Origin of the sequence: Microbacterium wangchenii (assembly GCF_004564355.1) — a bacterium.
GTDB classification, from domain to species: domain Bacteria; phylum Actinomycetota; class Actinomycetes; order Actinomycetales; family Microbacteriaceae; genus Microbacterium; species Microbacterium wangchenii.
Genome location: NZ_CP038266.1, coordinates 2,084,871 through 2,097,874, shown reverse-complemented (window position 1 = coordinate 2,097,874; position 13,004 = coordinate 2,084,871). Strand labels below are relative to the sequence as shown.

Sequence of the window (13,004 nt, the reverse complement as noted above, 5' to 3'; positions counted from 1 at the left end):
CGAGGACCCCAGTGTTGCGAGGGCGGATTTCGGCGCCGGTTCCTCCGCGTTACCGTGCTGTTTCCACGGGGATCGGGCCCCCCGCGGACCCCGACGGACAGCCGCCGTCAGGCCCCCGATGTCAGCGCGAGCAGACGATCGCGCACCTGACGGCGCTGCACCTTCCCGATGAGCGAGCGCGGCAGCTCATCGACGACGAAGATGCGCCGCGGCACCTTGTAGGGGGTGAGGATGCTGCGCGCGAACGCGCGGATCGCCTCCACGTCGACGTCGTCGTCGGTGTCGTCCAGGACGACGGCGGCCACGACCTCTTCGCCCGAGCGGTCGCTGGGAAGACCCACGACGGCGACATCGGCGACGTGCGGATGCTGGCGGATGACGTTCTCCACCTCGGTGGGGGCGACGTTGAAGCCGCCGGTGATGATGAGCTCCTTGATGCGGTCGACGATGCGCACGAAGCCGGCCTCGTCGATCGTGACGATGTCGCCGGTGCGGAACCAGCCGTCCACGAAGGCGGCTTCGGTGTCTTCCGGCTTGCCGTAGTAGCCGCCGAAGACCTGCGGTCCGCGCACGACGAGCTCCCCGCGTTCGCCCGCTGGCACGTCCGTGCGGGGATCGTCGGGATCCACGACGCGGCACTCGGTGCCCGGCAGCGGCAGGCCGACGGTACCGGGTACGCGGTTGTCGGCGACGGGGTTGGCCATCAGCACGGGGGCGCATTCGCTGAGCCCGTAGCCCTCGACGAGATACCCGCCGGTGGCCTCCTCGAAGGGCACCACGAGGTCGTGCGGCAGGGCCATCGCGCCCGAGATCGCGATTCCCGTGCCGGCCAGGGAGATGCCCTTCTCCCGCGACGCCGTCAGCAGCCGCTCCGCGATCGGCGGCACGAGCGGCAGGAACGTCGCCGGCCGCTTCTTGGTCACGGCGAGGACCAGGTCGGGGTCGAACTTGGGGAAGAGCACCAGCCGGGCGCCCATCGACATCGCGAAGGTGAGGCACAGAGTGAGGCCGTACGCGTGGAACATGGGCAGCACCGCGTACACGACGCATCCGTCGCCGCGGTGGATGGAGGGCACCCACGCGCGCGCCTGTGCGGCGTTGGCCAGCAGGTTCCGGTGCGTGAGCGCGGCCCCCTTGGGGGTCCCGGTGGTGCCGGAGGTGTACTGGATGATCGCGAGGTCGTCGGTGGCCGGCCGGGGGTAGGTGGCGGGGAGCGGCTCGGCGCGCAGCAGCTCTTCCCACGTCACCGTTCCGGAGACCTTCTCATGCAGGGCGGCCCGGGATTCCCGCGCCCGTGCGATGGGGAGCCGCAGCGCGGTGCGCGTGGCCAGCGGCATCGCACGGGTGAGGTCGACCGACACGAGCGTGTCGACGCGGAGGTCGTCGGGGAAGGCCTGCACCGCGCCGACGACCTTGCTCCACACGATCGCGTGCGCGGCGCCGTGGTCCTCGAACTGCTTGCGCAGTTCGCGAGGCGTGTACAGCGGATTGTGCTCGACCACCACGGCGCCCAGGCGCAGGACCGCGTAGAACGCCACGATGTGCTGCGGGCAGTTCGGCAGGACGATGGCGACGGGGTCTCCCGCCCGCACGCCCCGGGCCCGCAGCCCTTCGGCTGCCCGGGAGATCTGCTGCTCGAGCTCGCGGTACGACGTCGTGCGACCGAAGAACTCCAGGGCCGGAGCATCCGGATAATCGCGCGCCGATGCCGCGACGATGTCGACGAGCGACCCGCTCACGGGATCGAGGTCGGCGGGCACGCCGTCGGCGTAGCTGTTCACCCAGGGCCGCGGCGGGTCGTACGTGGTCATCCCGCCACCCTATTTCGTCCGTCACGACCCCTCCCGCCTCCGCGCCGGGTGCATCGGAGGGTCGTGCGGCAGAACCTAGACTGAAGGGGTGTCTGAAATCACCCCCGATCTCGTGCGCCATCTCGGTGTGCTCGCCCGGATCCAGCTCAGCGACGAGGAGGTCGAGCGCCTCACCGGCCAGCTCGACGTGATCGTCGACAACATCGCGAAGGTCTCGGAGGTCGCCACGCCCGAGGTCGTCGCGACGAGTCATCCGATCCCGCTGCAGAACGTGTTCCGCACCGACGTGCCCAGCGACGTGCTGAGCCTGGAGCAGGTGCTGCAGAACGCCCCGGATGCGGCGGACAACCGCTTCCGCGTGACCGCGATCCTGGGGGAGGAGCAGTGACCGACGACCTCACGCGCCTGAGCGCGTCCGATCTCGCCGCGCGCCTGTCCGCCGGTGAGGTTTCCAGCGTGGAGGCTACGCAGGCCCACCTCGACCGGATCGTCGCCGTCGACGGCGACCTGCACGCCTTCCTGCACGTCAACGCCCATGCCCTCGACGTCGCCGCCGACATCGACCGCCGTCGAGCGGCCGGCGAGGAGCTCGGCCCGATCGCGGGCGTGCCGCTGGCGATCAAGGACGTGCTCGTCACGACCGACATGCCCTCCACGAGCGGCTCGAAGATCCTCGAGGGCTACCTGTCGCCGTACGACGCGACGGTCGTCGCACGCTCCCGCGCGGCCGGTCTCGTGCCGCTGGGCAAGACCAACATGGACGAGTTCGCCATGGGGTCCTCCACCGAGCACTCCGCGTACGGCCCGACGCGCAACCCGTGGGACCGTGAGCGGATCCCCGGCGGCTCGGGCGGCGGATCGGCGGCGGCGGTGGCCGCCTTCGAGGCGCCGCTGGCCCTGGGCTCGGACACCGGCGGCTCCATCCGCCAGCCGGCGCACGTCACCGGCACGGTCGGGATGAAGCCCACCTACGGCGGCGTCAGCCGCTACGGCGCGATCGCGCTGGCCTCGAGCCTGGACCAGGTCGGGCCGGTCACGCGCACGGTGCTGGACGCCGGGCTCCTGCACGACGTCATCGCCGGACACGATCCGCACGATGCGACTTCGCTCACCGACTCGTGGCCGTCCTTCGCCGATGCCGCCCGCGAGGGCGCGACCGGACAGGTCCTGAAGGGACTGAAGGTCGGTGTCATCCGCGAGCTCGCCGACAGCGGCTTCCAGGCCGGGGTGGCGTCGTCGTTCCGCGACGCCCTCTCGGCGATGGCGGCGCAGGGCGCCGAGATCGTCGAGGTCAGCGCGCCGCACTTCGAGTACGGCGTGGCCGCGTACTACCTGATCCTCCCGGCGGAGGCCTCCAGCAACCTCGCGAAGTTCGACTCGGTGCGGTTCGGGATGCGGGTCACGCCGCACGCCGCGGCCACCGTGGAGGAGGTCATGGCCGCCACCCGCGACGCCGGTTTCGGCGACGAGGTCAAGCGCCGCATCATCCTGGGCACCTACGCGCTGTCGGCGGGGTACTACGACGCGTACTACGGCAGCGCCCAGAAGGTGCGGACGCTCATCCAGGGCGACTTCGACGCCGCCTTCGCGCAGGTCGACGTCATCGCGACGCCCTCGGCTCCCACGACGGCCTTCCGCTTCGGCGAGAAGATCGACGACCCGCTGCAGATGTACCTCAACGACGTCACGACCATCCCGGCGAACCTCGCCGGCGTGCCGGGGATCTCCATCCCCTCCGGTCTCGCCGCCGAGGACGGGCTGCCCGTGGGTATCCAGTTCCTCGCGCCGGCGCGGGAGGATGCCCGCCTGTACCGCGTGGGCGCCGCCCTGGAGGCACTGCTGGTGGACGAGTGGGGCGGCCCGCTGCTGGACCGTGCACCCGCCCTGGACGGAGGGAGCCGCTGATGGCGAAGGACACGCTGATGGACTTCGACGAGGCCCTCGAACGTTTCGAGCCGGTCCTCGGATTCGAGGTGCACGTCGAACTGAACACGCGCACGAAGATGTTCTCCGGAGCGCCCAACCCCGCCCACTCCGACAACCACGGCGCCGCGCCGAACACGCTCGTGGCGCCCGTGGACATGGGGCTCCCGGGAGCCCTGCCGGTCGTGAACGAACAGGCCGTGCGCTTCTCCATCTCGCTCGGGCTCGCCCTTGGCTGCTCGATCGCGCCCTCGAGCCGGTTCGCACGGAAGAACTACTTCTACCCCGACCTGGGCAAGAACTACCAGATCTCCCAGTACGACGAGCCCATCGCCTTCGAAGGCTCGGTCGAGGTGGAGCTTCCCGACGGCACGGTCGTGACCGTGCCGATCGAGCGGGCGCACATGGAGGAGGACGCCGGCAAGCTGACCCACGTGGGCGGTTCGACCGGCCGCATCCAGGGGGCGGAGTACTCCCTCGTCGACTACAACCGCGCCGGCGTGCCGCTCGTGGAGATCGTCACCAAGCCGATCTTCGGAGCGGAGCGGTCCGCTCCCGAGCTCGCGAAGGCGTACGTCCAGACGATCCGCGACATCGTGCTGTCCCTCGGCATCTCGGAGGCGCGTCTGGAGCGGGGCAACCTGCGGTGCGACGCCAACGTCTCCCTGCGCCCGCGGGGGCAGGAGAAGCTCGGCACGCGCACCGAGACGAAGAACGTCAACTCGATGCGCTCGGTGGAGCGTGCCGTGCGGTACGAGATCCAGCGCCAGGCCGCGATCCTCGCCGCCGGCGGCACCATCATCCAGGAGACCCGGCACTGGCACGAGGACACCGGCACCACCTCGCCCGGCCGCCCGAAGTCGGACGCCGACGACTACCGCTACTTCCCCGAGCCCGACCTGCTCCCCGTCGCTCCCTCCGAGGAGCTCATCGAGGAGCTGCGGGCAGCTCTGCCCGAGCCGCCGGCCGCGCGCCGGCGCCGGCTGCAGGGCGAGTGGGGCTTCGCCGACATCGACTTCCAGGGTGTCGTGAACGCCGGCCTGCTGGCCGAGGTCGAGGCGACGGTCGCCGCCGGTGCGTCGCCCGCCGCGGCCCGCAAGTGGTGGATGAGCGAGATCAGCCGCATCGCCAACGCGCAGAACCGTGAGGCTCCCGATCTCGTCTCGCCGGAGAACGTCGCCGCGCTGCAGCGCCTCATCGACGCCGGTACGCTCACCGACAAGCTCGCCCGCCAGGTGCTGGAGGGTGTCATCGCGGGGGAGGGCACGCCGCAGGAGGTCGTGGATGCCCGCGGCCTGGCCGTGGTCTCCGACGACGGCGCGCTCCTGGCCGCGATCGACGAGGCCCTCGCCTCCCAGCCCGACGTCCTCGCGAAGATCCGCGACGGCAAGGTGCAGGCCGCCGGAGCGGTGATCGGCGCGGTCATGAAGGCCATGAAGGGCCAGGCCGACGCCGCGCGCGTGCGCGAGCTCGTGCTGGAGCGCGCCGCGCAGTAGCCCACATCAGGAGAATCGCCCGAATCAGGAGCATCCGGAGCAATCCGGTCCTGACTCGGGCGATTCTCCTGATTCGGGGCGGTGCGGGGATGTCGGCGGCGACGGGGAGAATGGACGTATGGGACGCGGCGACGGATCGGGACGTATCGTCTCCGCCGACGGCGCCGACGACACCGGCGCGGGCATCCTGCACGTCGACATGGACGCGTTCTACGCCTCGGTGGAGGTTCTGGACGACCCGTCGCTGACGGGCAAGCCGATCATCGTCGGCTCGCCCGAAGGTCGCGGGGTCGTCTCCAGCGCCTCGTACGAGGCGCGGCGGTTCGGCGTGCGTTCGGCGATGCCGGTGTCGCAGGCGCTGCGCCTGTGCCCCACCGCGGTGGTCGTCATGCCGCACTTCGACCGGTACACCGAGCTCTCCCGTCGCGTCATGGAGATCTTCCGCGACTTCACCCCGCTGGTGGAGCCGCTCTCCATCGACGAGGCGTTCCTGGATGTCCGCGGCGCCCGCCGGCTGTGGGGGAGCCCGACCCAGATCGCGCGCATGCTGCGGGCCCGGGTGCTGGAGGAGACCGGCCTCACGTGCAGTGTCGGTGCGGCGGCGACCAAGCACGTCGCCAAGATGGCCTCCACGATCAGCAAGCCGGACGGCCTGCTGGTCGTGCCCGAGGCCGAGACGCTGGCGTTCCTGGCCGCCCGGCCGGTGCGGGCGCTGTGGGGTGTCGGCCCGAAGGCCGCCGAGGCGCTGGAATCCCGCGGCATCCGCACCGTCGCCGATGTGCTCGCCTCGCCGCGGCACATCCTCGATCGCGCCCTCGGGCCGGCGATGGGGGAGCGGGTGTGGCAGCTGTCCCACGGCCTGGACGCGCGCGAGGTGCAGACCGAGCACGTCGAGAAGAGCATCGGCCACGAGGAGACGTTCTCGGTCGACATCGCCGACACCCGCGTGCTGCACGTCGAGCTGCGCCGCCTCGCCGACCGGGTGGGCGTGCGCCTGCGCCGGCACGGCGTGGAGTCGGCGACCGTCGCGATCAAGGTGCGGTTCTCGGATTTCACGACGCTCAGCCGTTCGCGCACCCTCGCCGAGCCCACCGCCGTCGGGCAGCGCATCGGGGAGGCGGCGATCGAGCTGTTCGACGGCATCCCCCGGCCCCTCCCGGTGCGGCTGATCGGCGTGCGCGCGGAGAAGCTGCGGACCGCCGCCGGGCCGCTGGGGCTGTGGGACGACGATGAGGAGTGGCGCGCCGTGGAGGATGCGCTCGACGGGGCCGCCGAGCGCTTCGGGCGGGGCGCCGTCACGCGCGCAGCCCTGCTCGGCCCGCGGCGCGACGGCGGGTCGCTGCCGTCGCATCCGCTGCCGTCCGGGGAGTGACGCTGGGAACTGTCGCTGCCGGGCGCTACGGTGGAACCATGCCCAACATCGCACTCGAACTCGGTGAACAAGCCGCGCAGTTCGGCGTCACCGCCGCATACGGAGAGCAGCTCGACGTCGACGGCGTCCGTCTCGTGCCGGTCGCCCTCACCTGGACGGGCTTCGGCGGCGGGGCCGACGAGTCCGGCAACGGCGGCGGTGGCGGCGGCGGCTACACCGTGCCCCTCGGCGCGTACATCCGTCGTGGGGACGACCTGCGGTTCGAGCCGAACATCGTCTCGTTCCTCGCCGTGGCGATCCCGTTCGTGTGGGTGGCCGGTCGCGCCCTCAGCCGTGTCGTCCGGGCACTCAAGAAGTAGTCCCGACCCGTTCGCCCGCGCGCTGGAGTCGGCGGCGGATGCGGTCGCACATGCCGTCCGCGGGGTCGCCGCCGCCAACCCGGTCGTCCTGATCGACGGCCGGAGCGGCGCCGGGAAGACGTCGCTCGCGCGGCTTCTCGTCGCGCGCTGGCCGCAGCGCGGTCGCGTGCAGCTGGTCGCGCTGGATTCCCTCTACCCCGGCTGGGACGGCCTGACCGAGGGCGTGGAGTACGCGCGCACCGCGATCCTCGTGCCCCATGCGCGCGGCGCGGTCGGCGTCTGGCAGCGCTGGGACTGGGAGGGCGGCCGACGCGCCGAGGCGCATGCCGTTGACCCGTCGCTGCCGCTCATCGTCGAAGGTTCCGGCCTCCTGACGCCCCGCACGGCCCTGCTCGGTGACGTGCGGGTGTGGCTGGACGCTCCCGAGCCGGCCCGGCGGACGCGGGCACTGGCGCGCGACGGCGAGGGCTATCGACCGCACTGGCAGCGCTGGGCCGCGCAGGAGGACGCGCATCTCCGCTCCGACGATCCGCAGCGCCACGCCACGGCGAGCTTCACTCTGCCGTGATCAGGCGGCGTCCAGGGCGAGGTCGTGCACGGCGGAGTCCAGGGTCGCGCCGTTGAGTTCGAGGTAGAGACGGCGTTCGGTGATCGACAGGGTCATCGTGCTGCGCCGTTCGAGGCGGGATGCAGCGGCGTCGATGAACCCCGCGTCGAAGCTGTGCACCACGATGGCGTCCGCCTGGTGGATGCGCTTGCCCGCCCACGACGCGACGAGTTTCGCGGGATCGCGGTGGGTGTACACGCGGGTGCGGTCGGCGAGCCGGCTGCCGTAGTGCAGGCGCTCGGCATCCGGTGCCCCCACCTCGATCCACGCCGTGACGCGACCGGTGCGATCGCGCACGAGCACGGCCGGCTCATCCGTGGCGGAGATGCCCTCGCTGAAGGCGATCCCCTCCTCGTACTCGAGGCAGTACGCGAGGACGCGCGTCATCATGAACGCGTCGGTCTCGGACGGGTGGCGCGCCACGCGCAGCGATAGTTCCTCGTACACGCCGCGGTCGACATCGGCCAGATTCACGCTGAACGTGTGGACTGTTGCGCCGGCGGCCATAACTCCCGAGCCTACGCGTCACCGGCACTCTCTCCCGACAGCGGTCAGGCCGGGCCCACCGCGGCCACGAGCGCGTCCAGGCGCTGGCCCAGCCAGTCGTACAGGACGGCGCGCGGATCGTCGATCGGATCGTCGTCCTCGTCCACGATGCCCATGCGCGACGCCAGGACCAGCCGCAGCGCGGCCAGTGTGCGCAGCCATGCGGCCGACTCCTCCGCGTCGAGGGTCACCGTCAGCGGACGCATCGCGGTGTGCTCGTCCAGCTCCGAGACGGGCGCGACCGGGCCGTGCTGGGCGAGCGTGCCCAGCAGCGTGCGCGCGTCGTTCGCGCGGCGATCCAGGAGGTCGCCGGAGGTGAGCCGGCGGAAATCGCCGGACGCGTCCGGATCGCCGGGGTAGGCGTCGGGCACGAGGCGCGCCACCGCCGGATCGCGCGATGAACCGGTATCGCCGACCAGTTCGAGGAACTGCTCGGTGATGGCGATCAGATGAGCTACCTCGATGGTGGTGAGCTCGAGCACCAGCAGGCGGCCGCTCATTCGGGGGCCTTCCGCACGGTGGCCCACAATCCGTAGTCGTGCATCGCCGCGGTGTGCAGTTCCATCTGCTCGCGCGGGCCTTCGGCCACGATGGCATGACCGTCGTGGTGCACGGCGAGCATGAGGCGGGTGGCTTCGGCCGGTCGGTAGCCGAAGTACGTCCGGAAGACGTGGACGACGTAGCTCATCAGATTCACCGGATCGTTCCAGACCACCGTCTGCCAGGGGCGGTCGGCGACGGCGGCGGTGTCGCGCCGGAGGTCCTCTTCGGTCAGGGTGCCGGTCATGCCCACCCCAGCTCGTGCAGGCGTGTGTCGTCGATGCCGTAGAAGTGGGCGATCTCGTGGACGAGCGTGGTGTGCACCTCGTCGCGCAGTTCCTCCAGGCTCTCGCACGCGGCCAGGTGCGACTCGCGGTACAGGATGATGCGGTCGGGCAGTTCGCCGGAGCTGCCGTACCGGTCGCGTTCGGTCAGCGACCAGCCGTCGTAGAGTCCGAGGAGGTCGAGCGAGCCGTCCTCCGGGCGGTCTTCCACCACGAAGACGACGTTGTCGAGTCCATCGACCATGTCGTCGGGGAGGCGGTCCAGTTCATCGATCACGAGCTGCTCGAAGGTCGCGGCATCCATGCTGCCCAACCCCGAGGCGTCGTCGTCTAGATCGATCATGACGGCGACGGGGCTGTGCGGCGGCGGGAAGGGTGTGGAGGCATGTTCACAGGGTCAGGCGAGGACTTTTCCAACTTAGCCGACCCGCGCCGCGCGTCGCCCTCCACGACCCGCTGGTGCGGGGCGAAGAGGCGGCGCGGAGGTACCACGGATTGGGGTGAGTAACGGGACTTGAACCCGCGACCCCCTGGACCACAACCAGGTGCTCTACCGACTGAGCTATACCCACCATGCGCCCCGCTCACGCGGGGCAACCCAACGATTCTCTCACATCGCGAAGGGATACGCGGACACCGTCGTCGCCGCCACGGCGCGCGCGTCGTCGCTGGAGGGCCCGGGCTCGGGAACGAAGACGGCGCCGCGGTAGTACGCCAGCTCGCGGATCGACTCGTGGATGTCGGCGAGGGCGCGGTGGCCGCCGTTCTTGGCCGGAGCATGGATGTAGGCCCGGGGATACCAACGACGCGACAGCTCCTTGATGCTGGACACGTCGACGTTGCGGTAGTGCAGCCAGCGATCCACGCGCGGCATGTACTTCGCCAGGAACATGCGGTCGGTGCCGATCGTGTTGCCTGCCAGCGGGGCCTTGCCCTCGAGCGGCACGAACCGCTGGATGTACTCCAGTGCCTGGAACTCGGCGTCCGCCAGGGAGACGCCCGCGGGGATCTCCTCCAGCAGCCCGGAGGTGCGATGCATCTCCGTGACGAATTCGCTCATGTTCGCCAGGGCCGACTCGTCCGGCTTGATGACGATCTGGAACCCCGGGTCGATCACGGTCAGTTCGAAATCGGTCACCACGACCGCGATCTCGACGAGTTCGTCGACGGTGAGGTCGAGTCCCGTCATCTCGCAGTCGATCCACACGAGGCGGTCGTTCTCGGAAGCTCCCACCATGTCCCCCATCCTAATGAGGAGGAGGAACCCGCCGGTGCCGTACGTCCCCCAGACACGATTCGAACGTGTGACCGGCGGATTAGAAGGCCGCTGCTCTATCCACTGAGCTACTGGGGGTCGATCTCCCAGGGTACCGATGCGCGAGCCCGCGTGCACTGGTGCCCCGCCGTCGCGCGGCGTAGCGTCGGAGGCGCACCAGTGAAGGGACGGATCGACGATGACCGAAACCAGCACACGCCGCCTCTGGGTGGCGTACGGACCGGCCGGCGTGGTGGGCACCATCCAGAAGGACGGCGAGGGCTACACGGTGCACATGGCCGGTGCGGATGCCGCTCTGGGAACGTATCCGTCGATGGACATCGCCAAGCGCGCGCTGCAGTCCCACCTCAAGCCAGGGGCCGAGCCCGCGCAGTACCGCGAGCACTGACGACGCCCACAGGCGCGCCGGTGCCGTCCGGTGGGATGTCGAACAACGGCAGCGCGATGTGCACCAGCGGGCCGATGCACACCGCGAAGACGACGGTCCCGATCCCCACGGTGCCGCCGAGCCACCATCCCAGGACGAGCACCGACCCCTCCACGCCGAGGCGGCACAACCAGATGGGCGTGCCGAAGCGCGCATTCAGGCCTGTCATGAGCCCGTCGCGGGGCCCGGGACCGAATCGCGCGCCGATGTACAGGCCCGACGCCACGGCCACCGACACCACTCCGGCCGCGAGCATGGCGATGCGGGGGAGCGGGGCCGACGGTGTGGACACGACGGCGAGCGTGGCCTGCATCGCCGTCCCCACCAGGGCGATGTTGGCCAGTGTGCCGATGCCCGGATGCTGATGCAGCGGGATCCACGCCAGTAGCACCACCGCCCCCAGCAGATTCGTCATCCATCCCACGCCGATGCCGGTGCGCAACGACAGCCCCTCGGCGAGCACCGTCCAGGGGTCGACCCCCAGACCGGCCGAGATCGTCAAGGCGCAGCCGAACCCGTACAGCGCGAGACCGATGAGCAGTTGAAGGATCCGGCGAGGCACGGAACCATCCCATCACCGGATTGGCCCTCGACGTACGGTCCAATACGGCTACGGTGGCATGCATGGATTCGCGGATCTCCGCTCGGGCGCTGGCCACCGGTCTCGGCGGGTGGCGCAGCAGTGATCCGGCCTACGAGGCGCTGGCCGATGCCGTGCGCCTGCTGTGCCTGGACAACCGCCTCGCGGCGCACACGGCGCTGCCCGCCGAGCGGGAGCTCGCGTCGGCACTCGGTGTGAGCCGGACCACGGTGGCCGCCGCATACCGCAGCCTCCGTGACTCCGGCCATATCCGGAGCCTCCGCGGATCGGGGAGCGTGACCCTCCCGCTCGTCCGCACCGACCCCGGCGTCCGCCCGGGCGTGTCCGACGCGCTCGATCTGCAGCAGGCCTCGCCTTCGGCGTGGCCCGGACTCGCGGGCGTGATCGCCGAGGTCGCCACGGGGGCGACGACGCTCGTGGCGCGCTCGGGGTACGACGTCGTGGGGCACCCGGTCCTGCGGGAGCAGATCGCCCGGCGCTACCGCGACCGGGGCATCCCCACGGGGGCGGACGAGGTGCTGGTCACCTCCGGTGCGCAGAGCGCCATCCATCTCATCGCCGCCGTACTGCTCGGCCGTGCCGACCGGGTCCTCATCGAGACGCCGACCTACCCGCATGCCGCCGATGCCTTCCGCCGGGCGGGGGCGCGGATGGTCGCGGTGCCGGTGACCACGGGGGAGGGATGGGATCTGGACCGCGCCGAGCAGGCCTTCGCGCGCACCCTGCCGGTGCTGGCCTACCTGATGCCCTCCTTCCAGAACCCGACGGGCCGCACGATGACGCCCGGCGAGGTCGGCTCGCTGTCTGCGGCGGCCGACAGGGTCGGGACTCTCCTCGTCGTCGACGAGACGATCGCCGACCTCGCCATCGACGACGACGGCGGACCCGAGCCGTTCGCCGGCGACACCCGCGTGGTCCGGATCGGCTCGCTCGGCAAGACGGTGTGGGGCGGTCTGCGGGTCGGGTGGGTGCGGGCATCGGCCGACATCATCCGTCGTCTCGCAGCGGCGCGGCCGGTGCACGACCTCGGCACCCCCGAGTTCGAGCAGGCCGTCGCCGCCGCGCTGCTGCCCCGCATGGCCGAGATCATCACCCAGCGCTCCGCGGGTCTGCGCGCTGGTCGTGACGCGCTGAGCGCGGCGCTGGCCGCGCTGCTGCCGGAATGGGAGGTGCCGCAGGTGCGGGGCGGGGTGTCGCTGTGGGTCGAGCTGGATGCCCCGCTGAGCTCGCCCCTCGTGATCGCGGCACGGTCGCGCGGGCTGTACCTGTCGGCCGGCGCGCGGTTCGCCGTCGAGGGCGGTCACGACCGGCACCTGCGCGTTCCGTTCACCTCACCGCCGGACGAGCTCGTGCGGGCGGCCGGGATCCTCGCCGAGACGTGGCCCGGGGTGATCGCGGGTGCGCCGCTGGGCCGCGCCGAGCGCTTCGACGCCGTGGTGTGAGTCAGCGCTGATACCTGAGGCACTCGAGTGCCTCATCCGGCGTCCAGAATTCGCCCAGCCGGCGGAACGACCGCGACGCGAGGTGGAAGCGCTCGGCGGCGTACCGCCAGCCCCGATCGGTGGCGACGCGGTGCACGTGCCCGAGAACGCGTCCGGAGCGGTCGGTCACCCGCCACCGGCCCCGGCCGACGACCTGCACGCGCGCCCAGGCCAGTGCCGGCAGCTCGGGCGTGTCGATCGTGATCATGGTGTCCACGGTAGGCACCCCCTCCGACATCGCTGCGCCGCCGGGCGGGCAGGGGAAGCGCGTAGCGTGGAGG

Annotated in this window: 16 protein-coding genes and 2 tRNA genes; 8 read left to right on the top strand and 10 right to left on the bottom strand. The window is 71.2% G+C overall.

Translation table 11 applies throughout. The annotated features are described in order from the left end of the window. Positions 1-107 precede the first annotated feature (107 nt). Entirely contained in the window at positions 108-1,811 is a 1,704-nt protein-coding gene (locus E4K62_RS10075; RefSeq protein ID WP_135067000.1) for a long-chain-fatty-acid--CoA ligase, read from the bottom strand. Between the two features lie 88 nt (positions 1,812-1,899). On the opposite strand from E4K62_RS10075, the gene gatC reads away from it, so the two are divergent. The 6 genes from gatC (at position 1,900) to E4K62_RS10045 (ending at position 7,529) form a co-directional block, all read left to right on the top strand. Next, on the top strand, positions 1,900-2,199 hold the full coding sequence (gatC, locus tag E4K62_RS10070) for an Asp-tRNA(Asn)/Glu-tRNA(Gln) amidotransferase subunit GatC (protein ID WP_135066997.1): 300 nt from the start codon (positions 1,900-1,902) through the stop codon (positions 2,197-2,199). Continuing rightward, the gene (gatA, locus tag E4K62_RS10065; RefSeq protein ID WP_135066995.1) at positions 2,196-3,716 is read left to right on the top strand and encodes an Asp-tRNA(Asn)/Glu-tRNA(Gln) amidotransferase subunit GatA; all 1,521 of its coding nucleotides are present in this window, start codon (positions 2,196-2,198) and stop codon (positions 3,714-3,716) included. The genes gatC and gatA overlap by 4 nt, the downstream gene beginning before the upstream one ends. Further along, a complete protein-coding gene (gatB, locus tag E4K62_RS10060) occupies positions 3,716-5,230 on the top strand; it encodes an Asp-tRNA(Asn)/Glu-tRNA(Gln) amidotransferase subunit GatB (RefSeq protein ID WP_135066992.1) in 1,515 nt (504 codons plus the stop codon). The genes gatA and gatB overlap by 1 nt, the downstream gene beginning before the upstream one ends. A 118-nt stretch (positions 5,231-5,348) precedes the next feature. Further along, entirely contained in the window at positions 5,349-6,602 is a 1,254-nt protein-coding gene (gene dinB, locus E4K62_RS10055) for a DNA polymerase IV (RefSeq protein ID WP_135066989.1), read from the top strand. A 38-nt stretch (positions 6,603-6,640) separates the two neighbouring features. After that, positions 6,641-6,961, top strand: a complete 321-nt coding sequence (locus E4K62_RS10050; RefSeq protein ID WP_135066986.1) for a hypothetical protein — start codon at positions 6,641-6,643, stop codon at positions 6,959-6,961. Then, positions 6,936-7,529, top strand: coding sequence for a nucleoside/nucleotide kinase family protein (locus tag E4K62_RS10045; RefSeq protein ID WP_135066983.1), 594 nt, complete (start codon positions 6,936-6,938; stop codon positions 7,527-7,529). Before E4K62_RS10050 ends, E4K62_RS10045 begins: the two co-directional genes overlap by 26 nt. Here the strand turns inward: E4K62_RS10045 and E4K62_RS10040 are convergent, their stop codons facing one another. From E4K62_RS10040 to E4K62_RS10010, 7 genes are all read right to left on the bottom strand, one after another. After that, the gene (locus E4K62_RS10040; protein ID WP_135066980.1) at positions 7,530-8,075 is read right to left on the bottom strand and encodes a YaeQ family protein; all 546 of its coding nucleotides are present in this window, start codon (positions 8,073-8,075) and stop codon (positions 7,530-7,532) included. It abuts the gene before it with no gap. Positions 8,076-8,119: 44 nt separating this feature from the next. Continuing rightward, positions 8,120-8,614, bottom strand: a complete 495-nt coding sequence (locus tag E4K62_RS10035) for a DUF2017 family protein (RefSeq protein ID WP_240742656.1) — start codon at positions 8,612-8,614, stop codon at positions 8,120-8,122. After that, positions 8,611-8,901: an ATP-dependent Clp protease adapter ClpS gene (clpS, locus tag E4K62_RS10030; RefSeq protein WP_135066974.1), complete on the bottom strand. Its 291-nt coding sequence runs from the start codon at positions 8,899-8,901 to the stop codon at positions 8,611-8,613. Before clpS ends, E4K62_RS10035 begins: the two co-directional genes overlap by 4 nt. Further along, positions 8,898-9,281 (bottom strand): metallopeptidase family protein, encoded by a 384-nt coding sequence (locus E4K62_RS10025; protein ID WP_240742655.1) that lies wholly within the window; start codon positions 9,279-9,281, stop codon positions 8,898-8,900. Before E4K62_RS10025 ends, clpS begins: the two co-directional genes overlap by 4 nt. 153 nt (positions 9,282-9,434) lie before the next feature. Beyond that, a tRNA-His gene (locus E4K62_RS10020) sits at positions 9,435-9,510 on the bottom strand. Positions 9,511-9,548: 38 nt separating this feature from the next. Beyond that, entirely contained in the window at positions 9,549-10,175 is a 627-nt protein-coding gene (orn, locus tag E4K62_RS10015) for an oligoribonuclease (protein ID WP_135066971.1), read from the bottom strand. Positions 10,176-10,219: 44 nt separating this feature from the next. Beyond that, a tRNA-Arg gene (locus E4K62_RS10010) sits at positions 10,220-10,292 on the bottom strand. Positions 10,293-10,392: 100 nt separating this feature from the next. Here E4K62_RS10010 and E4K62_RS10005 point away from each other — a divergent pair. Next, entirely contained in the window at positions 10,393-10,602 is a 210-nt protein-coding gene (locus E4K62_RS10005; protein ID WP_135066968.1) for a methyltransferase, read from the top strand. Here the strand turns inward: E4K62_RS10005 and yczE are convergent. Then, positions 10,562-11,203 (bottom strand): membrane protein YczE, encoded by a 642-nt coding sequence (gene yczE / locus E4K62_RS10000; RefSeq protein WP_240742654.1) that lies wholly within the window; start codon positions 11,201-11,203, stop codon positions 10,562-10,564. The genes E4K62_RS10005 and yczE overlap by 41 nt on opposite strands. Positions 11,204-11,265: 62 nt before the next feature. Here yczE and yczR point away from each other — a divergent pair, with 62 nt between their 5' ends. Continuing rightward, positions 11,266-12,684 carry a MocR-like transcription factor YczR gene (yczR, locus tag E4K62_RS09995; RefSeq protein ID WP_135066965.1) on the top strand — a complete coding sequence of 473 codons (1,419 nt, stop codon included), beginning with the start codon at positions 11,266-11,268 and terminating at the stop codon, positions 12,682-12,684. A gap of 1 nt (position 12,685) precedes the next feature. Here yczR and E4K62_RS09990 read toward each other — a convergent pair whose 3' ends face one another. Next, on the bottom strand, positions 12,686-12,931 hold the full coding sequence (locus tag E4K62_RS09990; RefSeq protein WP_135066962.1) for a hypothetical protein: 246 nt from the start codon (positions 12,929-12,931) through the stop codon (positions 12,686-12,688). Between the last annotated feature and the right edge of the window lie 73 nt (positions 12,932-13,004).

Bases quoted from the DNA above. Each gene is read 5' to 3' on its own strand.
- E4K62_RS10075 (WP_135067000.1), bottom strand. From the start codon at position 1,811: ATGACCACGTACGACCCGCCGCGGCCCTGGGTGAACAGCTACGCCGAC.
- gatB (WP_135066992.1), top strand. From the start codon at position 3,716: ATGGCGAAGGACACGCTGATGGACTTCGACGAGGCCCTCGAACGTTTC.
- dinB (WP_135066989.1), top strand. From the start codon at position 5,349: ATGGGACGCGGCGACGGATCGGGACGTATCGTCTCCGCCGACGGCGCC.
- E4K62_RS10050 (WP_135066986.1), top strand. From the start codon at position 6,641: ATGCCCAACATCGCACTCGAACTCGGTGAACAAGCCGCGCAGTTCGGC.
- E4K62_RS10040 (WP_135066980.1), bottom strand. From the start codon at position 8,075: ATGGCCGCCGGCGCAACAGTCCACACGTTCAGCGTGAATCTGGCCGAT.
- E4K62_RS10035 (WP_240742656.1), bottom strand. From the start codon at position 8,614: ATGAGCGGCCGCCTGCTGGTGCTCGAGCTCACCACCATCGAGGTAGCT.
- clpS (WP_135066974.1), bottom strand. From the start codon at position 8,901: ATGACCGGCACCCTGACCGAAGAGGACCTCCGGCGCGACACCGCCGCC.
- E4K62_RS10025 (WP_240742655.1), bottom strand. From the start codon at position 9,281: ATGATCGATCTAGACGACGACGCCTCGGGGTTGGGCAGCATGGATGCC.
- orn (WP_135066971.1), bottom strand. From the start codon at position 10,175: ATGGTGGGAGCTTCCGAGAACGACCGCCTCGTGTGGATCGACTGCGAG.
- E4K62_RS10005 (WP_135066968.1), top strand. From the start codon at position 10,393: ATGACCGAAACCAGCACACGCCGCCTCTGGGTGGCGTACGGACCGGCC.
- yczR (WP_135066965.1), top strand. From the start codon at position 11,266: ATGGATTCGCGGATCTCCGCTCGGGCGCTGGCCACCGGTCTCGGCGGG.
- E4K62_RS09990 (WP_135066962.1), bottom strand. From the start codon at position 12,931: ATGATCACGATCGACACGCCCGAGCTGCCGGCACTGGCCTGGGCGCGC.